25 protein-coding genes are annotated in these 22457 nt (G+C 65.0%); 10 read left to right on the forward strand and 15 right to left on the reverse strand.

Going from position 1 to position 22457, the window contains the following annotated elements; genetic code table 11:
- Positions 1-65: 65 nt before the first annotated feature.
- From QX041_RS06660 to QX041_RS06675, 4 genes are all read left to right on the forward strand, one after another.
- On the forward strand, positions 66-842 hold the full coding sequence (locus QX041_RS06660) for a DUF2066 domain-containing protein (RefSeq protein ID WP_315751732.1): 777 nt from the start codon (positions 66-68) through the stop codon (positions 840-842).
- Positions 843-955: 113 nt separating this feature from the next.
- On the forward strand, positions 956-1798 hold the full coding sequence (locus tag QX041_RS06665; protein ID WP_316164732.1) for an SH3 domain-containing protein: 843 nt from the start codon (positions 956-958) through the stop codon (positions 1796-1798).
- 132 nt (positions 1799-1930) lie between these two features.
- Positions 1931-2653, forward strand: coding sequence for a DUF3750 domain-containing protein (locus tag QX041_RS06670; RefSeq protein WP_316164733.1), 723 nt, complete (start codon positions 1931-1933; stop codon positions 2651-2653).
- Positions 2654-2768: 115 nt separating this feature from the next.
- Positions 2769-3203: a Rieske (2Fe-2S) protein gene (locus tag QX041_RS06675; RefSeq protein WP_316164734.1), complete on the forward strand. Its 435-nt coding sequence runs from the start codon at positions 2769-2771 to the stop codon at positions 3201-3203.
- Positions 3204-3230: 27 nt separating this feature from the next.
- On the opposite strand, the gene QX041_RS06680 is transcribed toward QX041_RS06675, so the two are convergent.
- The 6 genes from QX041_RS06680 to QX041_RS06705 form a co-directional block, all read right to left on the reverse strand.
- Positions 3231-3461 (reverse strand): zinc ribbon domain-containing protein, encoded by a 231-nt coding sequence (locus QX041_RS06680; RefSeq protein ID WP_315712270.1) that lies wholly within the window; start codon positions 3459-3461, stop codon positions 3231-3233.
- A 228-nt stretch (positions 3462-3689) separates the two neighbouring features.
- On the reverse strand, positions 3690-3905 hold the full coding sequence (locus tag QX041_RS06685) for a hypothetical protein (RefSeq protein WP_316164735.1): 216 nt from the start codon (positions 3903-3905) through the stop codon (positions 3690-3692).
- Positions 3906-4382: 477 nt separating this feature from the next.
- Positions 4383-4574 carry a hypothetical protein gene (locus QX041_RS06690; protein WP_315712266.1) on the reverse strand — a complete coding sequence of 64 codons (192 nt, stop codon included), beginning with the start codon at positions 4572-4574 and terminating at the stop codon, positions 4383-4385.
- 63 nt (positions 4575-4637) lie between these two features.
- Complete coding sequence (locus QX041_RS06695; protein ID WP_315751729.1) at positions 4638-4988, reverse strand: zinc ribbon domain-containing protein YjdM; 351 nt, start codon at positions 4986-4988, stop codon at positions 4638-4640.
- A 130-nt stretch (positions 4989-5118) separates the two neighbouring features.
- Entirely contained in the window at positions 5119-5403 is a 285-nt protein-coding gene (locus tag QX041_RS06700; protein ID WP_315712263.1) for a DUF2312 domain-containing protein, read from the reverse strand.
- Positions 5404-5549: 146 nt separating this feature from the next.
- Positions 5550-6365, reverse strand: coding sequence for a transglycosylase SLT domain-containing protein (locus QX041_RS06705; RefSeq protein ID WP_410051852.1), 816 nt, complete (start codon positions 6363-6365; stop codon positions 5550-5552).
- A 128-nt stretch (positions 6366-6493) separates the two neighbouring features.
- Here QX041_RS06705 and QX041_RS06710 point away from each other — a divergent pair, with 128 nt between their 5' ends.
- Together QX041_RS06710 and QX041_RS06715 are read left to right on the forward strand one after the other, a co-directional pair.
- On the forward strand, positions 6494-8563 hold the full coding sequence (locus QX041_RS06710; RefSeq protein WP_316164736.1) for a methyl-accepting chemotaxis protein: 2070 nt from the start codon (positions 6494-6496) through the stop codon (positions 8561-8563).
- Positions 8564-9424: 861 nt separating this feature from the next.
- Positions 9425-9658 (forward strand): DUF2171 domain-containing protein, encoded by a 234-nt coding sequence (locus QX041_RS06715; protein WP_316164737.1) that lies wholly within the window; start codon positions 9425-9427, stop codon positions 9656-9658.
- A gap of 45 nt (positions 9659-9703) precedes the next feature.
- Here the strand turns inward: QX041_RS06715 and QX041_RS06720 are convergent, their stop codons facing one another.
- Both QX041_RS06720 and QX041_RS06725 read right to left on the reverse strand, forming a co-directional pair.
- Positions 9704-10285 carry a DUF488 domain-containing protein gene (locus QX041_RS06720; protein WP_316164738.1) on the reverse strand — a complete coding sequence of 194 codons (582 nt, stop codon included), beginning with the start codon at positions 10283-10285 and terminating at the stop codon, positions 9704-9706.
- Positions 10282-10518 (reverse strand): DUF2945 domain-containing protein, encoded by a 237-nt coding sequence (locus QX041_RS06725; RefSeq protein WP_316164739.1) that lies wholly within the window; start codon positions 10516-10518, stop codon positions 10282-10284. The genes QX041_RS06720 and QX041_RS06725 overlap by 4 nt, the downstream gene beginning before the upstream one ends.
- A gap of 223 nt (positions 10519-10741) precedes the next feature.
- On the opposite strand from QX041_RS06725, the gene QX041_RS06730 reads away from it, so the two are divergent.
- Positions 10742-11029 (forward strand): hypothetical protein, encoded by a 288-nt coding sequence (locus QX041_RS06730; RefSeq protein ID WP_315826837.1) that lies wholly within the window; start codon positions 10742-10744, stop codon positions 11027-11029.
- Positions 11030-11164: 135 nt separating this feature from the next.
- Here the strand turns inward: QX041_RS06730 and QX041_RS06735 are convergent, their stop codons facing one another.
- Positions 11165-11377 carry a CPCC family cysteine-rich protein gene (locus QX041_RS06735; protein WP_315751723.1) on the reverse strand — a complete coding sequence of 71 codons (213 nt, stop codon included), beginning with the start codon at positions 11375-11377 and terminating at the stop codon, positions 11165-11167.
- Positions 11378-11704: 327 nt separating this feature from the next.
- Here QX041_RS06735 and QX041_RS06740 point away from each other — a divergent pair, with 327 nt between their 5' ends.
- Complete coding sequence (locus tag QX041_RS06740; protein ID WP_316164740.1) at positions 11705-13246, forward strand: hypothetical protein; 1542 nt, start codon at positions 11705-11707, stop codon at positions 13244-13246.
- A 116-nt stretch (positions 13247-13362) separates the two neighbouring features.
- On the opposite strand, the gene QX041_RS06745 is transcribed toward QX041_RS06740, so the two are convergent.
- The 3 genes from QX041_RS06745 to QX041_RS06755 all read right to left on the reverse strand — a co-directional run bounded on the left by QX041_RS06745 (position 13363) and on the right by QX041_RS06755 (position 14761).
- A complete protein-coding gene (locus tag QX041_RS06745) occupies positions 13363-13716 on the reverse strand; it encodes a hypothetical protein (protein ID WP_315826839.1) in 354 nt (117 codons plus the stop codon).
- A 417-nt stretch (positions 13717-14133) separates the two neighbouring features.
- Positions 14134-14394 (reverse strand): hypothetical protein, encoded by a 261-nt coding sequence (locus QX041_RS06750; RefSeq protein ID WP_315712249.1) that lies wholly within the window; start codon positions 14392-14394, stop codon positions 14134-14136.
- Positions 14395-14503: 109 nt separating this feature from the next.
- Entirely contained in the window at positions 14504-14761 is a 258-nt protein-coding gene (locus tag QX041_RS06755; RefSeq protein ID WP_315751721.1) for a hypothetical protein, read from the reverse strand.
- A gap of 207 nt (positions 14762-14968) precedes the next feature.
- Between QX041_RS06755 and QX041_RS06760 the strand changes: the two genes are divergently transcribed.
- A complete protein-coding gene (locus QX041_RS06760; RefSeq protein WP_316164741.1) occupies positions 14969-15463 on the forward strand; it encodes a protein-tyrosine phosphatase family protein in 495 nt (164 codons plus the stop codon).
- 314 nt (positions 15464-15777) lie between these two features.
- Here QX041_RS06760 and QX041_RS06765 read toward each other — a convergent pair whose 3' ends face one another.
- Positions 15778-16542 (reverse strand): metallophosphoesterase, encoded by a 765-nt coding sequence (locus tag QX041_RS06765; protein ID WP_316164742.1) that lies wholly within the window; start codon positions 16540-16542, stop codon positions 15778-15780.
- Between QX041_RS06765 and QX041_RS06770 the strand changes: the two genes are divergently transcribed.
- Positions 16541-17314, forward strand: coding sequence for a hypothetical protein (locus tag QX041_RS06770; RefSeq protein ID WP_316164743.1), 774 nt, complete (start codon positions 16541-16543; stop codon positions 17312-17314). The genes QX041_RS06765 and QX041_RS06770 overlap by 2 nt on opposite strands.
- Before the next feature lie 152 nt (positions 17315-17466).
- Here the strand turns inward: QX041_RS06770 and QX041_RS06775 are convergent, their stop codons facing one another.
- Together QX041_RS06775 and QX041_RS06780 are read right to left on the reverse strand one after the other, a co-directional pair.
- On the reverse strand, positions 17467-18003 hold the full coding sequence (locus QX041_RS06775) for a DUF4145 domain-containing protein (protein WP_316164744.1): 537 nt from the start codon (positions 18001-18003) through the stop codon (positions 17467-17469).
- Positions 18004-18328: 325 nt separating this feature from the next.
- Positions 18329-22105, reverse strand: coding sequence for a vitamin B12-dependent ribonucleotide reductase (locus QX041_RS06780; RefSeq protein ID WP_316164745.1), 3777 nt, complete (start codon positions 22103-22105; stop codon positions 18329-18331).
- Positions 22106-22457: the final 352 nt, after the last annotated feature.

Below are 22457 nucleotides of genomic sequence, written 5' to 3' on the forward strand. Positions count from 1 at the left end.
CGATGAGGCAGAGGCAGTGCGGTGCTCTCCGCGGTTGGGGCGTATGGCGTCTCGGGCTCTGGGCGATGATGGTCGTCGGGGCCTGCACTATTGCGAATGCGGCCCCGACCGACCTGTACCAGGCGCAGACGGTCGTGACCGGTCAGGGCGAGGACAATCGCCGGGCGGCATTTGCAGCATGTCTGGAAGACGTGCTGATCAAGGTGTCCGGTGCATTTCAGCTCAGGAACGACGCAAGGCTCGCGCCACTCGAGGCGCGGGCAGCGGAGTTCGTCATCGGCTTCGATTATCACGATCAGATGTCGGGCAAGCCGAAGCACGACGAGCAGGGCACGCGCGACCGTCCATATGACTTGACTGTGTCATTCGATCGCGCGCGGATCGATCAGTTGCTTGCGAGCTTGAACATCAAGCCGTGGCCGGCGCCGCGCCCGTCGATTGCCGTGATCGTGGCGATGACGTCGGGCGGTCGTACTTTCTTCGTTGCATCCGACGACCGGAGGACCGATCTGCAGCGCGACGCGCTGCGCGCAGCCGCCGTCAAGCGTGGACTCGAGATCGCTCTGCCAAGCGCCTCCGAGGTCTCGAAGGCCGCCATTGAGCGGACCAAGTTGAACGATGTCCAGCCCGCGGCGGTTGCGCCGTGGTTTCCCGGCGCTGATGTCATGCTCTTTGGCGATCTCACCTGGGACGATGCCGAACTGGGCTGGGTCACGCAATGGCGCCTCGATCGCGCTGGCAAGCAAGATCGGTGGCAATTCCGTGGCGTGACGTTCGACGAAGCATTTCGCCGTGCTCTCGGTGGAGCAGCGCAACTCCTCTCCGACAACGGAGCGCCGTGAGGTTGCCGCGATAGTCTGCAACCATCCCCGTGGACCGGATGCCTGAGCCGCGCATGCGGGGCGCGAGAGTCTCGCGCCCGAGCTCGCTCGGGCAAACAGACAGGAGGGCGCCCGTGGTGAAACTCAGACCGTGTCTTGTTGCTGCGCTGTTGATTGCCACGCCCGCCTCGCTGGCGGTGGCCGCGCCGGGCCTGGTGCGCACCGCGGCCACCATGCGCGCAGGACCCGGGCCCGGTTTTCCCGTCGTCGAGCGCATTCCAGTCGGCGCCAGGATCACCATCCATGGCTGCATTCAAGGCGGCGCGTGGTGCGATGTCAGCTTCGGAGGCGAACGCGGCTGGGTCGCGGCGCGGACGCTCGTCTATCTGTATCGTGAGCAGTACGTCTACCTGCCCGAATATGTCGAGTACGTGCCGACTGTCGGCTTCACGCTGACCACCTATTGGAGCAGCTTCTATTTCGGACGGCCTTGGTATCATCGGCACGCGTTCTGGAACCGCTACTGGCATCGCCATCCGCCGGTCATGGCGCAAAATCCGCCTCAGCCTGGCATGACCCCGGGGATGCCGGGTCGTGGTCCCGGCGGGATGATCCAGCCTGGCGCCGGAGCGGGCGCGGTCGCCGGCACGGGCCAACGATCCGGACCGCCTTCGGGCATGCAAGGTCGTGTGCCGCCTGCGACTGCCGCCGGCCCCGGCGCACCTCCGGTCGTGGCTGGTGCTCCCGCTCGAGCTGCAACGCCACCCATGGTGCAGCCATTGATGAGCCGAAGCAGCGGTGCGCCGCAGAGCGCCCGCGCGCAGATGGGCGGCATGCGCATGATCGGGACTTCGCCGCAAATCGGCTTGGCGCATATCGGGGGCGGCCCCGCCATGGGCGCTGCGCGTGTCGGCGTCAGCGGCCCTCGCGGCGGCGGCGGGCGTTCCGGCCCGGACGGTGGTTTCCGTCGGCACTGAGTCATCAGCGCTGCCCTGGTGTCCGGATTGTGAAGGTGGCGTGCCGGCCGGCGCTGGCGAGGGCGGGCGCGATGACTACATGGCTGTCATTCCTCGGTGCCTCCATTGTTCTCGCCCATCGTGAAAAAGCCCGTGCTCGCTTTCCTCCTGCTCATCTTCGTGCCCATCTCGCTGTCGGCCGCGAACTATCTGCGCGGCGATCGTCGCGGCAGCTGGCAGACTGCGGACCGTTCGAGCGCGGGCCTGCTGCCATCGCCGGCGCAGCATGCCGACGCGATGGTGCGCGTATTCGCTGCGCGCACGGTGCGTTGGCGCGGCATCTTCGCGGTCCACACCTGGATCGTCGTGAAGGAGAAGGGCGGCCCGCGCTACACCCGCTACGACTACACCGCGTGGGGTGAGCCGATCCGGGTCGATGGCTTCGCGCCCGACGGTCGCTGGTTCGGTGCATTGCCGGAGACAGTGCTGGCCGTTGACGGCGATGAAGCCGAGCGGGTGATCCCGAGGATCCGCAGCGTGATCGAGAACTACCGCTTCCGCGCCCATGGCGACTACAACGCCTGGCCGGGGCCGAATTCGAACACCTTCGTGCAGGCGGCGCTGAACGCGGTTCCTGAGCTGAACGCCGTGCTGCCGCCGACTGCAATCGGCAAGGACTTCCCCTTTGACGGCTGGTGGGGGCGCACGGCCTCCGGGACCGGTCTGTTCGTATCGCTCGGCGGCTATCTCGGTGTCACCGTCGGGTGGATCGAGGGCGTCGAGCTGAACTTCTTCGGGGGAGTTCTCGGCGTCGATCTGCGCCGGCCGGCGCTGAAATTTCCCGGGATCGGCCGCCTCGGCATGCCAGCGGCCTGAGGCCCGCGATCTGCCTGTCAGGCACTGGCTGGCATGCTGCTTGCTGCGACCCTTTTCAGCGCGCCTGTGATGTCGCGGATGCGCCAAGAACGCCGGGCGAGGCGAGAAGAGGCGGATGATGAGCACGCTGTTTGCGATCTGCGCGACCTATGAGGTGGACGATGGCGCGGCGCGGGGCTTCGTTCTCCAGCGCCGCGAGGCCGACGGCAGCGCCAAGCCTTGGCCGATCCTGGTCACGCGCAAGGGCAACAATTTCTATGGCTTCGAGAATGCCTGCCCGCATCAGGGCGCCCGCCTCGACAAGCATCCGGGCGAGTTCATGGACGAGGAAGGGAATTTCCTCGTTTGTGGCGAGCATGGTGCGCAGTTCGACCTCGATACCGGACAATGCTTCATCGGGCCCTGCCAGGGCCGGACGTTGTCCCCGGTCGAGCTCGTGATCGACGACGGTGACATCTGCCTCTCCGGGATCGATCTGGACGAGGAGGATGGCCTCGACATCGACGATCCCGAGGATGACGTGCCCGAGGTGCAGATCACGTCGGACTGAGGCCGAGGGCCGGCGGCCGCGGCCGGGTCAGCGCTTCTTCCGTTCGGCGCGGCTGTAGTTGCTGAGGTGCCCCTCGCGTGCTGCCTGGCTGCGCGCCGCCTTGATCAGGCCGGGGCTGCGCGCTGGCGGCGCCGGCAGCGAGGGCAGGCGGGTCAGCTTGCGACTGCCGCAGGTCGGACAGACCGGCCTTTCAGAAATCCCGATCAGCAACTCGACATCCTCTGCGCAGGCTGCGCAATGGAAGCTGTAGAACGGCATGACGTCATCCCTCATTGTCGCTGAGGGGCGTTGCACGAAGCGGGCCAGCGCCATTGCGCATCGAATTCGCCGATTCAGGGCGCGTTTGCACGCTGACGGCAGCGTTTTTTGCTGCGCATGTCCCGAATGCGACGCGACTGGGGTCGAACATTCGACAGCAGTGCAGAGCTCTTCCGCCTGGCCGGCCGGCCCCGGATATCCGGGCGCCAGCCGGACGGACAAGGCGGATCAGGCGTTGGTCTTCGGCACGTACTTGCCGGCGACACACTTGTAACTCTGCAGATGCCACTCGCGATAGGGACCCTTGGACATCCAGTCTGCGATTCCGATCTGCGCGCTGACGGCGCAGGATGTCATCGTGATGCCGGACATCTCGCTGTTGGTGACGACCTTCTCCATGCAGAGCTGGCCGTTGCATAGCATTGCGACGAGAGTGACGAGCACGTTGATTCTGCCTCCAAAGAGTGGGACCCGGTCAGGATCGGGAAAGCAGAGTTCATGCCAAGTTATGAATCCACGCCGTGCTGCGACGGAACGGATTGCTACGGGTGTCACTTCATGACCACAGAAGCGTGACGGATTCACTGCTTGGATCACGCAGCGTTGGGCAACCGGCCTGCGTTTGCTGCTCGATCAATTGGCGATTTGCCCGTGTTGTGCTGTTCGGCCTGAGTGCCGGGCCTGAGCCGGACCTGTTGCGTCAAATAACAGGCAGCGCCTGCGCAGTCCTGCGGCGCCCGCGGACATTGTTTTCGGTCTTCGGGCGGAATATCGCCGTTCATTGGGTGAATCAGAGTTCGATTCGCAAGGGTGTCTGCAGACGAACCGCCGATTCCCCGCATGATATTTGGCCGGATGCCAGACTTTCCGGTGGCGCTGATACCGACGCCCCGATGCCCGGTGCTGCGAGCCTCCGGTCCGTCAGGCCTCGTTCAATCCGGCACCTCGATCGGTCAGGATCTTCTGCCCCTTCGCCGTCAGCTCGTAGATGTCGCCGTCCTTGGCGACATAACCTTCGCGGATCAGTCCATCGAGTTCGTCCTGCCGGTCGGGCGAGAAGGCGATCGCCTGGCCGATATCCGAAAGCGTCGCGATCTGGTCGTCCGTCAGCATGGCCATCCTCCCGTTGTTGATCCGAACGCCATGGCGTCGCGAATGTTCCGGGAGCACTAGGCTCTACGCCTTGCGCACGAACTCCGACTTCAGGTTCATCTGGCCGATGCCGTCGATCTTGCAGGCGATGTTGTGGCCGTCGCTCGCCTCCTGCAGGCGGATGTTGCGCACCTTGGTGCCGCCCTTCACCACCGACGACGATCCCTTCACTTTCAGGTCCTTGATGACGATGACGCTGTCACCGTCGGCCAGAACGTTGCCGTTGGCGTCGCGGATGCTGGCGTCGTCGCCGGCCGATGCCGCAACGGCGGCGTCGCCGCTCCATTCATGGCCGCATTCGGGACAGACCCATAGCGCGCCGTCCTGATAGGCGTGCTCGGAGCGGCATTGCGGGCAGGTCATTGCGTCGGTCATCTCATCCTCGGGCGCGGGCAGAAGCGTAGCGCAGCGTTAGAGGCTCGGATGGAACCGGGCAAGGAAAATCCCGGGGGAGGGCAGCGCGCGGCGCAGATGGGCTGCGCGCCGCCATCGTCGGTCGGCAGCGTCACGCCGCCTTGCGCTCGGGGGTTTTGCTGGCCGGCCCGGTCTCGGCCGCTTCCATCGCCCGGAGATAGGTGTCGAGCAGCGTCTCGTGCTCGTCGCGCTCGTCCTGGTCCTGCTTCCTGAGCTTGATGATCTCCTTCAGGATCTTGACGTCGAAGCCTTCGCCCTTGGCCTCGGCGAACACTTCCTTCTTCTGCTCGTTCAGCTCCGCCAATTCGCCATCGAGGTGCTCGATCCGCTCGATGAAGGACCGGATGCGCGCGCCGGGAATGCCGATCTCTGACATGGTGACTCCTGTACTAATGGGACGGAGAAAATGCGCGGCAGTTCGTTGCCAATGTCTTAACGGGCGCGCTTTGCCCACATCGGTGAATCCGACGTGCTTAACGCGGAACCGGGCGGGCTGCGATGTTGCCGAGCGGGCGCCATGCGCTAGCTCTGCTCCGCCGTCGAGAGCTTCTGAAACTGCTTCTTCATCGCATTGACGCGGCTGAGATAACCGGCGACCGAATGGTCGCCGCAGCGCTCGCCATCCGCCGGCTTGAAGCCACGGCGCGCGAACCCGGCCGCCGGCCCGGCGCCGCACAGATGAATGACGGCCGCGAGATCCTGCCGCTGCTGCGCGCTCGGCTTGGCGCCAGGCTGCCGCGCGAGCACGGCAGCGACCTGGCGGTCGAGCGAGATCACCGTGAGCGCCACCGCATGCGCCGGCCATGCGCGGACGTACAGGCTCGGCGACCCACAGCCGTCGCTGACCACCTCGTGATCCCGGATGCAGAACCGTGCGGCGTCGGCAAAGGCGCCGTCGGTCATCTGGAACAAGCCGACGGCGCTGGACGCCGGCTGATACAGCGCGAACGGATTCCACGCGAAGCGCCAGCGCCAATAGGTGCGCGCCACCGGATTGCCCGAGCTCTCGGTCTGCGCCAGTGCGGCGAGCAGCTCCGGCGTGATCGATCGTGTCGAGCTCTCACGGAACAGCGCGCCATATTGGCGCCAAGTCTCCTCCGGCTCCTTGTCGAGCGAATGACCCGTCACCACGAACAGCTCGGTCGGCTTGCGCAGCACGTGATAGGCCAGATTGACCAGCGCGAAGGTCACGAGCAGCACCAAGGCGCCGCAGGCGATCTTGATCCACCGCGGCGCCGCGCCGGCCGTCCGGCCCAGCCACTGCGCACCGCGCCCCGCGATTCGCTTCGCATCGCGCCGCAGCGCGCGCCAGCGGCTGCCGCGTTGCGGCTTGCGCATTTTTTGTTGGCGTGGGGCAGGGGATTTCGGCAACTGATTACCTCGGCCGCCGGTGTGCCGGTCCATGGTTAAGGAAGAATTTGTGCAATCGCGTCATCCTGCCACTTTCTGGTGTGGGGCGGGGCGTGATGAAGAAATCGGTCAGTACTCTGCTGATGGTGCTGTTGTCGGTGCTGGCGGCGGGCATCCTGGTGTCCACGGCGATCCTGATGAGCGGCGCCGCGGGCCGCTATCGCGAGAGCGTCGCGACCGAGCAATTGACCGCGGCCGACAAGGCGATCTTCCAGAACGTCCTGGTCATGCGCGCCCACCGCGGCGACATCCAGAGCGTGCTGCTGAGCGAGGACGATCCGCGCGCCAAGCTCACCGAATATCAGGGCATCGAGGCCAAGGGCTATGACGGCATCGTCGCCGCGCTCGCCGGCGTCGACATGCCCGAGCGCGACGACCTCATGGCCGGGTTGAAATCGAGCTGGGACGCCACGGTTCCGCAGTTCAAGCTGCTGTTCGATGAAGCCGCGAAGCCGCGCTCCGAACGCGTGCTGGCGCGTACGCAGGCCTGGTACCAGGCAATGACCAAGACGCTGGACGTCGCCAACGCCGCCTCGCTCGCCGTCTCGAACCGCGCCTGGATGACCGATCCGGCGATCGCCAAGATGGTGCAGGCGCGGCGGCTGGCCTGGCAGGTCCGCGACCGCTACGGCCTGCAATGCTCGGCGCTGCGTCCCAACATCAACGCCTCCAAGCCGCTCGACGACGCCCAGAAGGGCGCGATCGCGCAATGGCGCGGCACCGTCGCGGCCGGCTGGTCCGGGCTCGACGACCTCCTGGCGGGGGGCCGCAGCACCGGGCTCGCCGGGGCCGTGAAGACCTCGCGCGCCGAGGTCGAGGCCGCGCATCAGCGCATGGACCAGCTCGCCAAGGGGTTTGACGGCAGCGGCAAGCCGGCGATGCCGGCGCCGGAATGGAACGCATTCTGCCAGGGCCCGTTCGCCGGCATCATCGCCATCGGCATGACCGCGCTCGACGGCTCGATCGCGCGCGCCGAGGAGATCAAGACCGCGGCGCTGAGCAGCCTGATCGTCCAGTCGCTCGCCTTCATCACCGCGCTCGTGGTGGCCGGCCTGGCGCTGCGCGCGGTGCGCGTCCGCCTGATGCGCCCGGTCGGCGTCCTGATGCAGGCGATCCAGCGCATCGGCCAGCGCGACTACCAGACGCCGGTGCCGCAGTTCGCTCATGCCGACGAGTTCGGCGCCATGGCTGCCGCCCTCGAGGGCCTGCGCGAGAGCGCCGCCACCGCCGAGCAGCTGTCGCGCGAGCGCGAGCTCGACCAGGGCCGCCGGCTGGAGCGCTCGCAGGCGATCGACAGCGCCTGCAAGAGCTTCGACGACACCGTGCAGGCGGTCATCGTCAGCATGGGCAACTCGACCGGCCAGCTCGATTCCAGCGCCGGCGAGGTCCGCAAGCTGGTCGATGAGTCCACCGAGCAGACGGCCGCGGTCGCCAGCGCCGCGGAGACCGCGACCACCAATCTCGAGACCATCGCCGCCGCCACCGAGGAGCTGACCGCGTCGGTCTCCGAGATCGCGGCCCAGGTGCAGGCCTCGGCGGCCGATGCGCGCCAGGCGGTGGAGAAGGCGGCGCAGACCAACGCCACCGTCGAGATGCTCGACCGCGCCGCCAACCGCATCGGCGAGGTGGTCAAGATGATCACCGCGATCGCCGCGCAGACCAACCTGCTGGCGCTCAACGCGACCATCGAGGCGGCGCGCGCCGGCGAAGCCGGCCGCGGCTTCGCCGTGGTCGCCGGCGAGGTCAAGAACCTCGCGGCGCAGACGGCGACCGCCACCGACGACATCACCCGCCAGATCGCCGAGATCCAGGCCGCCACCGGCGAGTCGGTCGAGGCGATCCGCGCCATCAGCCACAACATCTCCAGCATCGACGAGAAGATGACGGCGATCGCCGCGGCGGTCGAAGAGCAGCGCGCCGCCACCACCGAGATCTCGCGCAACTTCCAGCATGCCGCCCAGGGCACCCGCGCCGTGACCGACACGATCGGCTCGGTCGCAGCGCTCAACCGCCAGACCGGCAATGCCGGCGCGGCGATGGTCGACTCCGTCCGCCGCATGTCCACCGATGCCGATCGTTTCCGCGTGGCGGTGGAGGGCTTCCTCGGCACCGTGCGCAAGGCGTAGCATCGCCAAGCGGGCGCGATCCCGCGACGCAGACGGCGCCCGAGCCTTGCCGGTCGTCGGCCCTCCGAAGGGAGAGGGCGCGGGGAATGCCGGGCGCTGGCCGCACCCATGGCCCGCCTGCAGAAGATAAGCAGGCGGCAGTCACCACAGGTTCAGCCGAGGCATCCCGGCATTCCCCGCGCGATGGTTTTCACGCTTATGTCGCGATCTCCCCGGTGTCCGGCTTGTTAGCCACCGTCGCGCGGCGCGATCATCATCACCACCGCACTTGGCGCCAGCTTCGGGGCGCCAGGACCACGCGTCTTCACGTCCGCAAGCGTGCCGTTCGTCGGCGGGCCTCAAGCCCGCTGCGGCACACTCACAGCCACCGCATCTCCGGCCCACGTCTCGTGACGATCGCGATACGCCCCTCTCGGCGGGCCGGGATGGGCGTAGACAATCATTATTTTTGAAAAAGCGAAAGTGATTTATTTTTCACCGAAGGACTGGACAGGCCAGATCAGCTTGAGGCCGCTGATGAAAATGGCCTGTCGGCGCAGGCGGATTTTCGCGTCATTGCCAGCCGACGGGTCCGCGCCGAGGCGCAGCCCGTGGCAGGATCCGCGGCACTCCAGAATTCTCGTGCCGCCCTGGATTGCTTCATTCTCGTGCCGCCCTGGATTGCTTCGTCGCCTTCGGCTCCTCGCAATGACGAGAGTCCGTAGGGCGGGGTTTGGCGCAGCCGTAACCGCTGCCTGCGGAGGAAGGGCGGATCACGCTGCGCTGATCCGCCCGACGGCTAGGTACGCGGACGGAACAGTTCGGGCACCCCGCCGGTTGAGGCCGTTTCAGACCCATCATCAGCCACGAAGGAGACGCGTCATGCAGGACATCAGGGAACACATGGAAGTCATCGGCGCCGACGGCGTGCATGTCGGCACCGTCGACCGCGTCGACGGCAACCGCATCAAGCTGACCAGGAAGGACAGCGGCGAGGGCAGCCAAAAGGGGCATCATCACTTCATCGACAAGGGTCTCGTCGCCGACGTCGAAGGCGACAAGGTGCGGCTGTCGGCCATCGGCGCCGTCGCGGTGACGATGGAGGAGGAGACCTAGCCTGGTCGCGATGCGGAGCGCGTCGGCTGCGCCGCGAGTTGCGTGTCATTCGTTGTTCGAGCCGGGATAGGTCAATCTGTCGCCGGCTCGCACCGCACCCTCAGATAACGTCGCCGCACGAACCTCGTCGTGGCCCATGAGATGATACACGGCGCGGCCGGCATCGATCAGGTAGTCGGTGACGATGCGACGATGACAGCGCCACCACACCGCCTCCGCGCACATGATGGCCGTGCGTTGCGCGGCCGACACGGTCAGCAGGCGATCGAAGCCGCGCCGGAAGTCATCGGACAGGGCGTAGTCAGCGTAATGATGGAAGCTCTTGTTGGTCCAGAAGCCGTTCGTGTCCGGTGAAATGCCGCTCGTCTTGCGCAGGCCGCCGAGCTCGGCAATGCGCAGATGGCCGATCTGATGGCGCGCGAGCTCGGCCGGCAGCACCTCCGAATTGTACTGCGGGTTGGTCCGCGAGCGCGGGATGCGCCTGATATCGACGACGAGCTGAACCTCGCCGGCCCGCAACAGCGTGACGAACTCGGCGATCGTCCGCGTGGAGTGCCCGATGGTGAAGACGGGAAGCGCGTCGCGCGCCCGTGTCATTGCGGTCTCGGCGGGGGAGTGCTCGGTCATCCCTGCGAACCGCGAGCCTCATCGCTGCTCACCCTGGTCAAGGCGCTCTCCTTGTGAGCGGCGATGTGGTCGCTCTTGTCGCTCTTGATCTCGTATTGCGGAGAGTCCTTGCTGGCGCGGTGACGATAGCCCTTGTAGTCGAAGTCGCGCACATGCACCGCGACGATGCGTCCGGTCACGCGGCCGGCCTCCGAGTTCCAGGAGACGTGGTCGCCCTTCGCAAACTTGGTCATCTGTCTGCTCTGTAAACAGCCGCGATCCGCACTTCACCCAGGAACGGCTCAGGCAAAGGCATGTTCCATCCATCGCTGGTCGATCCGCTCCGGCGAGCCGCGATTGCCTGGTCCCGCGGGATATCTGATCCAGATCAATCCGCAGCCGTCCGCGACCTTCAGAGTGCTCCTGTCGAGGTCGTGGCCGGATGGTCGATGTGACATGCAAAGGGAGAGCTGTTCCATGCGTACTTTTGCCTTCATGATCGTCTTGCTGGCGTCAGTCAGCCTCAATCCCTTGTTCGCTCAGGGGCAAGGAAAACCTTCCCCCAATCCCGCGGAGACCAAAGCGAGTTCAGGCGTGCCGGCAAGAGAGAAGGGGCAGTCGACCAGCGAACGTCAGAAGCAGCACACGCTGCATCGGATGGGACCCGGCATCGATTGGGACCACCGTAAGGCAGGTCGCGACTGGAAGATCTCTCCTCAGCGCGAGAAGAACGACGCTCATGGCAAACGAGACGGAGCGAGCTGAACGGCTCGTTCCCTGCGACATGACGCTGGCGCTTGGTGCTCGCCTGCGATCGCTATGCTGGCGTGGTGGCATCCAGCGATGACAACATCCGGCGTCTCCCGTCGGGCCGAAGACGGTCCCGCATCGTTCGACGAGCTAGCGTTCGCCGTCCGCCGTCCGCCGGGGGAGACGGACGCACGCACGATGCGCCGCCTCCGAGGCGCCGAGGGTCTTGAAATTGGCGCGTGCCTCGGTCAGCGACAGCGCTCCATTGGGACCACCACGGACGAGGTCGGCATCGTGGTCGTCCTGGCCGTCGTCCTCCCAATAGCAGACCGGGCAGATCTCGAACCCGCCGCGCTCACCCAAGGGTGAGGAAGCGGCAGCACGGGCAGCGATAGCGCACCTCCGACGGCGGCTCGGTGACATCGCGATACATCAGGGCGTGATGATGCGAGTCTGAAAGACCTGCGTCAACGGCGAGCCGTCGGCGGGCCAAGCAGCGCGCATCTTTGCGAAGGCGATGCATTTGTCATAACAACTATAGGTTGATATTTTGATCGAGATGGGGACAAATCATCCTCGCCGAATCCGCGAGGCAAGCCTCACGCAGCGTTTCGCGTGGCTTGAGAGACGTGGCGTTTGGCCATGGTTCAGCTCCCGACCGGCTGGATTTCAATCACCAAGGAGTTTTTCATGCGCATTGGCTTTGCATTGTCGACCCTCTCCGTCGTCGTGGGATCGTCCGTTCTCGGCTGGGGCCTGACCGCGCCGCACCCCGCGCAGGCGTTCCTGGAGGACATCTGTATCCCGCGCGTGAAGGACGGCTTGAGGAATTGTCTCGCGCCGGCCAGCGCGTGCCGTAATCCGGCGGAAGCGCTCAACCGGGGCTGCCTGCTCGAGGCGGTGCAGTTCGCCGTCATTCCGCCCGGCCGCAGCATGATCCACGCCGACTCGACCTATTTCATCGCCCAGGCGCTCGGCTATCGCGCCGACGTGGCCTATTGGATCGCCGCCTACAACGAGAATTCCGACTACGCACAATATGCGCCGATCGACCAGTGCGGCGGGCAGGCGACATCGACCAATTCCGGCGCCAGCTACATCACCGCCAAGTTCAACGGCTTCCAGCGCACCAACAACACCACCGACGGGCCGCTGTATCATTACCTGCTGAACTTCTCGCCGAACGGGCAGGGCACCGACGTGCACGGCGCCAGCGGCGTGCAGGCGGTGTATCCGTTCCACTATCCGCCCCCCGGCTATCCCGTGACCATCGACAGCGTCTATCAGGGCACGCTGTACGATCTCCGGCAATGGGCGATGAAGCCCGACGACGGCCCGGGCCTGCTGTGCACCGCCGGATACACGGTGCCGAACGGCTCCTCGAACTTCAGCGGCCCGCAATGCCTGGCGAACGTGCCGATCAGCGGCAACGTGCCGCTGCTGGAGAACTACGCCATCGGGCCGGCCATCAACATCACCTCGGGACCGAAGGTGCTCGACAACAGCAACGGCGTCGTCGACTACACCCAGCTCAAATCCTGGCTGGACGACAAGAGCAAGACGACCGGCGTGCTGTTCGACGACCCCAGGAAGCCGCCGGTGCCGGTGCAGATCGCCCGGATCGGGCTCTATCTGCACTCCCTGCAGGATGCCTCGTCGCACGGCACCTTCTGCGGCGACGACGCGCCGTCGCCGCCGGGCGGCTCGGATGTCGGCAGCTACATGGCCATGAGCTCCGGCAGCATCAAACTCAGCTTCGGCACCTATTGCGCGACGGGGCCGCATCTGGCGAGCCACGTCCAGGAGACCGGCACCGGCGACACCAGCCTGCCGCTGCGCGACTACGTGGCGCTGAACAACACCGTCGACGAGCTGATCCTGTTCGGCAACACCGTCGCCAAGCCGCGCGGCTGGATCGTCAACCCCAGCCTGCTGCCGCCTGATGTCGTCGGGGCCAAGAGTGCCGCCGGCGACAGCGCCGCCGACCTGAAGTCGCGCCTCGTCGGCCGCATCGTGCAGGGCCAGCAATGGTCGCGTGCGGAGGTCTACAACTCTGGCGTGGTCACCCTGCCGCTGCAGCGCACCGACGCCCAGGACCGCCTGAACACGATGAACGCTGCGCTGGGCGCCTATGCGAAGCGGCTGCTGGCCGCCAACCCCAAGCTGACCCCGCTGCGGCCGATGCCGGGCAATTCGTTCGACCCGAACGACAAGTCGGTGTGTTTCAAGTAGCGCCGCAGGGCGGGCAAAGCGCCGCCGCAAGGCGGCGCGTGCCCACCATTGCGAACCGCCCGCACCCTACGGGCTGTCCCGCTCGTCCGAGCCTCCTGATGTTTCGTGCGCCGCTTTTAGGGGGATTCCGTCGTCGAGAGCGTCTTCCAGAGCAGATATCCGCCCAGCACGATCAGGATCATCGGCATGAGCGGCAACGGCAAGGCAAGAAGATCCCACAGGCCGGCCGCAAGAATGATGACCCCGATGACCACGCCAAACCTGTCGACCTTTAGGCTCCGTTGCGTCCGCACCATCTGTGCGCCCAGGATGAGGATGCCGACGCCCACCAGGAACCAGCCCCAGGGAAGCCCTGCGAGCATGACCACGCCGAGCCAGATGAAGAAGACGGCCCAAGCGGCTGAATCGATTTGACGGTGCGGATCGGGCGCGTCGTGGGATGGGACGAGAGATGCTTGCGAGTCGGCCATGATACTGCCTCCGCTTCTCTGACGATGACAGCTTGATGCGGATTCACTTCGACGCTGTTGATGCAGGTCAACCAAAGCGCGCGGGAAGCGCGTGGCTGTGTCCACAGCGTGGCGCCCGCAAAGCGCACGCCCGCCAGCACGACCGCCTCGTTCTCCGGCAGATGCACGCCGAACCGCGCCGCCTCGGCGCGCGCCAGCTTCAGCTCTTCGGGAAGGGTGCGGTGATCAAATTCATGGTTGCCCATCACCATGACGATCGGCACGCCATGATGTGGAGGTTCATGGCGGGCAGGGAGGTGGAGCCCAGGGCTCGCCGCGTAGGGCGCGTTAGCGAAGCGTAACGCGCCGATCTGGTCGAGCGGCGGATTACGCTCCGCTCATCCGCCCTACGCTTGCTAACGCTCCTGGTCCGGCTGATCAGCACCATCCCTTCTTCCAGTGGCCCGGCGGACAGTGATGACCGCGCCAACCCACCTTTCGGCCGCGACTCCAGCCGAAGGCCCGGTGACCGCCGCCGCGGCCCCAGCCATGACCATGACCATGGCCATGACCGCCTCTCACCTCGATGAGATCAGATGCGCCGCGATCGACCTGAAGGGGAGCGCGAGGCAACGCGCTGGCGGGCACGATCAGCGCGGTTGAAATCGATGTTGCAAGGATGAAGATCGCTTTGCGCATGTGACTCCCTCGGATGTCTGGAAGATGAACTGAGAGGCTTCCGGCTTTTCTGTGTCTTCAAGCGAAAGGGGGGGCCGAGAAGCGGGATCGAATCCCGTTCGCGCGCCCACTACTTCCTATGCGTGCTGGAGCCGGTGGTCGTCATGCGCTGGCCGGGAGCGCTCTCGGAATGCCCCGGGCCGGCGGCGGTGTTGCTCTGATGACCGGGCGCGTACTCCGAAGCGCCGGGCGCCGTCGACGTCTTGCTACGCTGCATCTGCTGGCCGGGCGCCTTCTTCGACGCGCCGTGCGAACTTGCGCCGGTCTCTGCGGCGAACACCGGCGAAGCGGCGAACAGAGCCGCCGTCAAGACGATTGCCATCTTCATGAACGAACCTCCTTCGTTGTTGGGTTCGTAGTAAACTGCGGCGTGTCGGCGATCGTTCCGCTGCACCGGGAAATCCTGGGGATCGTGTAGCGGACGCGGTATGATGTTCGGGCGGCCTGAGAGTGCATCCGTCTCGGCAGCCGCGATCCCGGATGTCGCTCTCGCTCATCCGGGTTACGAACGCTCATTCATGACAGGACCATCACCATGCCCCGCCTGCACTGGATCGACCTGCCCATCGCCGGCCGCCTCGCCATCGCGGCGCGGCCGCGGGCGGAAGACTGGCTGGCAGACGACATCGCGGCCTGGGTGGGCGAGGGCATTGCCGTCGTCGTCAGCCTGCTGGAGCCGGCTGAGGTTCATGACCTCGGCCTTCAGCGCGAGGCCGCGCTGTGCCAGTCACACGGCATGGCCTTCGTGTCATTTCCGATCCCCGACCGCGGTCTTCCTGAGAGCCGCAGCGTAGCGTTGCGGCTCGCGCACGACCTCGCCGCGCGGCTGACGGACGGCCAGACGGTCCTGATCCATTGCCGCGCCGGCATCGGCCGCTCCGCCGTCATCGCGGCCTGCGTGATGATTCGGCTGGGCATTGATGGAGCTGAGGCCTTCGATCGGATCGCCGCCGCACGCGGCGTGCGCGTGCCGGATACGGAAGATCAGCGGGAGTGGGTGAGGACGTTCGAGCGCAAACAGATCGAGTAAAGTGCAGCGTCACTGTAACTCCCGCTGCGGCCGATGCCGGGGAATTCGTTCGCGGCGGGCGACAAGGCGGTGTGCTTCAAGTAGCGCCGGAGGCCGAGCCGGCAGAAGGGTGCGTGTTCTCTCCCCACGTCATTCCGGGGCGCGCGAAGCGCGAGCCCGGAATCCATACTCACAGGCCGCGGGGCTGGGCACACATCGCCGCGGCCTGCATCTCGCAACTCATAGCCGCTCGTGCTTATGGATTCCGGGCTCGCGCCTTCGCGCGCCCCGGAATGACGGAGGAGAGAGCCTGCCCAGCCACGCCGAGCAGGCGACTACACCTCGACCACCAGCTCCGGATCGAAATCCGGGTTCTCGCGGCCATAGCCGTGCGGGTTGCAGATCACGCGGGTGGTGCCGACGCGATAGTCCGAGGGCGTGTGGATGTGGCCGTGGATCCACAGTGCCGGCTGGGTGGCGAGGATCAGCGCGGAGAGATCGGAGGCGAAGGCGGCGGTGGTCAGGTCGTTGTGATAGCGCTCGGCGACCGAGCCCCAGCCGGGGCCGTGGTGGGTGACGACGACGGTCGGGCCGTCGAACGGCGTCTCCAAGAGGCCCGTGAGCCAGGTGCGCGATGTCAGGTGCAGGCCGAGCGCCTCCCGCGGCGTGAACCGCAGCCACGGCTCGTCCTGCCAGATGATGCAGCGGTGGTCGTGCATCGTGTCCCCGCAGGCGGCCATGGCCTCCGCCTCGCTGCCGGGGCCGAAGATCGCATAGTCGGTCCACAGCGTGGCGCCCGCAAAGCGTACGCCCGCGAGCACGACCGCCTCGCTCTCCAGGAGATGCACCCCGAACCGCGCTGCCTCGGCCCGCGCCAGCTTCAGCTCCTCCGGATAGGTGCGGTGATAATATTCATGGTTGCCCATCACCATGACGATCGGCACGTCGTCGGCGACGATCTCGCGCAGCCGCGCAAACCCGTTCACCGCCCCCTCGCCAACATCGCCGGCGACGACTGCGACATCGATCCCGGGCAGGGCCTCGATCGGCTTGATCTCGGCCATGTCGGCGTGGAGATCGGAGAAGATGTGGAGGTGCATGGGGGAGGGCGTGGGCCAGGGGATTGCAGCGTGGGGCGCGCACGCGCCGATCAGGTCAATCGGCGGATTGCGCTGCGCCAACTCGCGCTGTACTTGCTACCAACAAGCCAAAGGTTGCGTCGATCACCCCATCTGCTTTAAGCTGTGCACGGGCCGTGGCTGGGGGGGGGAGGATGTGCGCAACCTATTGTCAGCTGTAGGGTCGTATGCGTCTTTAGTTGGTCTGTACTATACGGTGCGTCCATCCGGAAGCTTCACGCTTTTGGAGCAAGTCCTTCTCCTGTTTTCCGTATCGCTTGCCGGTATTCATCTGTTCTTTGAGATCATGGCCATGCGGAATTCTATGCCGCAAACACTCCGAAGTGATCTGGATATAAAAAACTATATGGAGCGATTTACCCATACACACGGCCACTCAGGAGGTCGTACGTCCATACTTGCAAGAGATATGAGCTGGGTTGATCCGGAGATGGAGCAGTTGCTTACTGAGTTAGCTCAAAATCGAAATCTTACTTTGTTTATGGAATCGCCAAACTTTCTGTCAAATAAGCTCCGATCTCAAGGTGCAGATATAATCTACTACCATGAGGCGGGACTGGCGCCATCAACGCGTTTTGCAATTACGAACGAAGGACGTGCCGATGCCCAGGTATCAATTGGGCTCAAGAACAAGAAGGGGCATTTAGAGGTCCAAGAATATAGCCGGGAACATACCATTTTCTACCTATGCAGCGATATCGTGAAAGCGCTTCGGGCGTTCAAGCAAAGATAGATTGGATGATGATGTACTCATGCATTGGCTGACGTCGCAGCGTAGGGGCGCGAAAAGTGCCGTCCCCGTCAATGCGGTAGATTCCGCTCCGCTGATCTGCCCTACGTTTGCTAATCACCATTTTATCGTGCGCTTCTGATTGAAGTGATCAGCTATTTTGCGGGAGGCTTCCTTGCAGCCGCGAGCTTGAGATCGAGTAGCTGTCGTTGACGAAGTGCAGTGGCTGGTCTGGTGTAGTAGTGGTCAAACAAGGCATCGAGAATATCAAGGCAATACTCCGCTTCATGAGGCTCCACGTCAATAACTTGGAGTGTTGTTTTGTCTGTGATCTTGTGTGCGGCGAAATTACCGAAGTGACGTATGGCGTCAAGAATCGTGTGAACTGCTGTAGGCAGCGCTTTACGGGTGTCTGTTTCAGTGAGAACCGCTTCAATTTGTTCTGATAAGTTATAATGCGGGTAGCCGGCTTCTCGAAGTATAGTTTGAAGGCATCGGCGTGACAGAGCGGCAGAAGCCTTCGCGCTCTGATGTAGCACGAGCGCTGCTTCATTGTAGTCCGCCGCAATGTCTGCTGGCACATCCGGCGGAACGGGACCTCGGCTCGATCCCTGGGGGAATACCAACACCCAATCCAATGGTTCGATAAAATCTGATGCACTCCAAAAGCCTTCTCCTGTGCGGACAATCAATTTGGAGCACGACGGACAAACCATAACGGATGTTCGCCAATTAGTATGCTGGCCCTCTAGTCTGACTATATTTGATGACCAGTATTCATGAATCGTCACAGTACAATGGGGGCAATTCATCTGTGGCTCGGAGCTCTGTTCGTTGAGATGTCCGCCGTTCGTTGACGGAACTGGCTTTCAGCGCAGGACTGCAGATAAACGTGAGGCCTCTCAATTGATTCACTTTTTGTTCGATTTAGTAGCCTTCGGCGAAGCACAGCTCGCCGAAGGTATTGTCGTTGAGCTAGCTGCGAATGCAGCAGCGGAAAAGACGCGGTCTAGTCGATCAAGAACACCCCGTCGTACTTCCGCACGTATCGCACTTCATGCACGTCCCATTCCGCACCAGCGTGAAATTCCCGCACTCCGAGCACATCTCGCCTTCGTAGCCCTTGGCCTTGGCTTCGGCGCGGCGTTCGGCCTTGGAGGCGATTTGCGTGTTCGCCGTGCCGGCCTTGCTCCATTGCAGGGCCTCGAGCTTCTCGGTGGGCGAGAGGTCGTGCTGCGGCTCCTGCTTCAGGGCGACGGCGCCGTCGAGGGCGTCGCCGGTGCGGGCATGGGAGAGGGCGGTGAGATTCACCCCACCCCGATCGGAAGCGGAGCTTCCGATCGACCCTCCCCCTGCAGGGGAGGGTGACGAGGAGCCGCCGCGCATCACGACGAGGTTGTCGGTGCGCGAGCGGGTCAGGCCGCGCGAGACGTATTTCGCGGCCTGCTGGCTCGGGCCGTCCTCCGACGGCTTGCCTTCGTCGACACCGCGGCCGAGCGCGTCGAAATTGCTTTCGGACGGGTCGACATGGGCGAGGTCGAAGCGCGACATGTAGCTGACGGCGAGCTCGCGGAACACGTAGTCGAGGATCGACGTCGCATATTTGATCGAGTCGTTGCCCTGCACCGGGCCGGCCGGCTCGAAGCGGGTGAAGGTGAAGGCGTCGACATACTCCTCCAGCGGCACGCCGTACTGGAGACCCAGCGACACCGCGATGGCGAAGTTGTTGATGAAGGAGCGCAGCGCCGCGCCCTCCTTGTGCATGTCGATGAAGATCTCGCCGAGGCGGCCGTCATCATACTCGCCGGTGCGCAAGTACACCTTGTGGCCGCCGACGACCGCCTTCTGGGTGTAGCCCTTGCGGCGATCCGGCATCTTCTCGCGCTCGCGCATCACCACGATGCGCTCGACCAGCTTCTCGACGATCTTCTCCGAGACCTGCGTGGCGCGCGCCGCCATCGGCTTGTCGTAGAAGGACTCGACCGCATCGTCCTCGTCCTCATCGTCGGCGATGAGCTGCGAGTTGAGCGGCTGCGACAGCTTCGAGCCGTCGCGGTAGAGCGCGTTGGCCTTCAGCGCGAGCTTCCACGACAGCAGATACGCCGCCTTGCAGTCCTCGACCGTGGCGTCGTTCGGCATGTTGATGGTCTTGGAGATCGCGCCCGAGATGAACGGCTGCGCCGCTGCCATCATGCGGATGTGGCTCTCGACCGAGAGATAGCGCTTGCCGATCTTGCCGCAGGGATTGGCGCAGTCGAACACCGAATAGTGCTCCGCCTTCAGATGCGGCGCGCCCTCGACCGTCATCGCGCCGCAGATGTGCACGTTGGCGGCCTCGATCTCGCGCTTGGTGAAGCCGATCGCGGTGAGCAGGTCGAAGGTGGGGGCGGCGATCGCCTCAGCGGTGACGCCGAGCTGCTTGACGATGAAGTCCTCGCCGAGCGTCCACTTGTTGAACACGAACTTGATGTCGAACGCGGTCGGCAGCGCCTTCTCGACCTTGGCGATGGCCTCGTCGGTGAAGCCCTTGGCCTTCAGGGTGGTGGCGTTGACGCCGGGGGCGTTCGACAGCGAGCCGTGGCCGACCGCATAGGCCTCGATCTCGGCGATCTCGCTCTCGCGATAGCCGAGCACGCGCAGGGCCGCGGGCACGGCGCGGTTGATGATCTTGAAGTAGCCGCCGCCGGCCAGCTTCTTGAACTTCACCAGCGCGAAATCAGGCTCGATGCCGGTGGTGTCGCAATCCATCACCAGGCCGATGGTGCCGGTGGGGGCGACCACGGTGACCTGAGCGTTGCGGTAGCCGTTGGTCTCGCCGAGCGCGAGCGCGTCGTCCCAGGCCTGGATGGCGTGGCTGACCAGCGAGACCTGCGGGCAGTGGGCGTGGTCGAGCGGCACCGGGGCGACGGAGAGCGCCTCATAGCCGGTCGCCTCGCCGCGCGCGGCGCGGCGATGGTTGCGGATGACGCGCAGCATGTGCGCGGCGTTCTTCTTGTAGCCGGGGAAGGATCCGAGCTCGCCGGCCATCTCGGCGGAGGTCTTGTAGGCGATGCCGGTCATGATCGCCGAGAGCGCGCCGCACAGCGCGCGGCCTTCCTTGGAGTCGTAGGACAGGCCCATGGTCATCAACAGGCCGCCGATATTGGCATAGCCGAGGCCGAGCGTGCGGAACTCGTAGGACAGCTCGGCGATCGCCTTCGACGGGAACTGCGCCATCAGCACGGAGATCTCGAGCACGACCGTCCAGAGCCGGCAGAGATGCTCGTAGGCGCCGACGTCGAAGTGCTTCGTTTCGGTGTTGTAGAACGTCAGCAGATTGGCCGAGGCCAGGTTGCACGCGGTGTCGTCCAGGAACATGTATTCCGAGCACGGATTGGACGCGCGGATGTCGCCGGACGCCTTGCAGGTGTGCCAGTCGTTCATCGTGGTGTTGAAGTGCAGGCCGGGATCGGCCGAGGCCCAGGCGGCGTGGCCGATCTTCTCCCAGAGGTCCCTGGCCTTCAGCGTCTTGACGACCTTCTTGTTGGTGCGGCCGATCAGGCTCCAGTCGCCATCCGTTTCAACCGCGCGCAGGAAATCGTCCTTCAGCGACACCGAGTTGTTGGAGTTCTGGCCGGACACCGTGAGATAGGCTTCCGAATCCCAGTCCGTGTCGTAGATCGGGAAGTCGATGTCCTTGTAGCCCTGCTTGGCGAACTGGATCACCCGCTTGATGTAGTTGTCGGGCACCAGCGCGCGGCGCGCGAGCTTGATCTCGCGGCGCAGCGCCGGGTTCTTCTCGGGATCGAAGCAGTCGTCGCCGGAGCCCTCGCAATTGACGCAGGCCTTCATCACGGCCTTCAGGTGCTTCTGGTTGATCTTGGAGCCGGTGACCAGCGCCGCGACCTTCTGCTCCTCCTTCACCTTCCAGTCGATATAGGCCTCGATGTCCGGATGGTCGGCGTCGACCACCACCATCTTGGCGGCGCGGCGCGTCGTGCCGCCCGACTTGATCGCGCCGGCGGCGCGGTCGCCGATCTTGAGGAAGCTCATCAGGCCGGACGAGCGGCCGCCGCCCGACAGCCGCTCGCCTTCGCCGCGCAGCCGCGAGAAGTTGGAGCCGGTGCCGGAGCCGTATTTGAACAGGCGCGCCTCGCGCACCCACAGATCCATGATGCCGCCGTCATTGACGAGGTCGTCCTCGACGCCCTGGATGAAGCAGGCGTGCGGCTGCGGATGCTCGTAGGACGACTTCGACTTGGTCAGCTTGCCGGTCTTGTAGTCGACGTAATAGTGGCCCTGGCCGGGGCCGTCGATGCCGTAGGCCCAGTGCAGGCCGGTGTTGAACCATTGCGGCGAGTTCGGCGCGACCATCTGCTTGGCGAGCATGACGCGGAGCTCGTCATAGAACGCCTGCGCGTCCGCTTCCGAGGAGAAGTAGTTGCCCTTCCAGCCCCAATAGGTCCAGCAGCCGGCGAGACGGTCGAACACCTGCTTGGCCGAGCGCTCGCTGCCGTAGCGCTCGTTCTCAGGGAGAGCGGCCAGCGCCTCGGTGTCCGGCACCGAGCGCCACAGCCACGACGGCACGCTCTCTTCCTCGACCTTCTTCAGGCGCGCGGCGACGCCGGCTTTCCGGAAATACTTCTGCGCCAGCACGTCGGAGGCGACCTGCGACCAGAACTCGGGGACCTCGACATTCTCGAGCCGGAACACCACGGAGCCATCCGGATTCTTGATCTCGGACGTGGTCAGGCGGAAGTCGATCCCTGCATAGGGCGACTGTCCTTCGGTGGTGTTGCGCCGTTCAATCCGCATCGCGAGCCCCAATAGTTCTTGCCGGACCGCGCTTGGCGGCCGGGATCATTGCATCCAAGGGCGACGGCTGGAAGTCCCCGGACGCTGCCGGAAAATTCGTCTGCCGCCGCAGTTCAACCGGTTGCCCGGTCCGCATCTGTTCAGCCTCGAAGGCGAAGGCCTTGCGCCGTTGTCCGGCGTCTCGCCCCGTCTTCCTGCGCGGGGCGTGCAGCCCGTCCGCTGCCCGCACCGTCCGTTCTCAACGCGTCACTCCCGCCGTTCTGCTCCGTCGTCCCTGCAGGGGAGGCCCCACATCTAGTGGGTTCCCCGCCGGGACGCGTCGGCGCAGCGATGGTCCACAGGGCAGACGGCG

Origin of the sequence: Bradyrhizobium sp. SZCCHNRI2009 (genome assembly GCF_032485115.1) — a bacterium.
Lineage (GTDB): Bacteria > Pseudomonadota > Alphaproteobacteria > Rhizobiales > Xanthobacteraceae > Bradyrhizobium.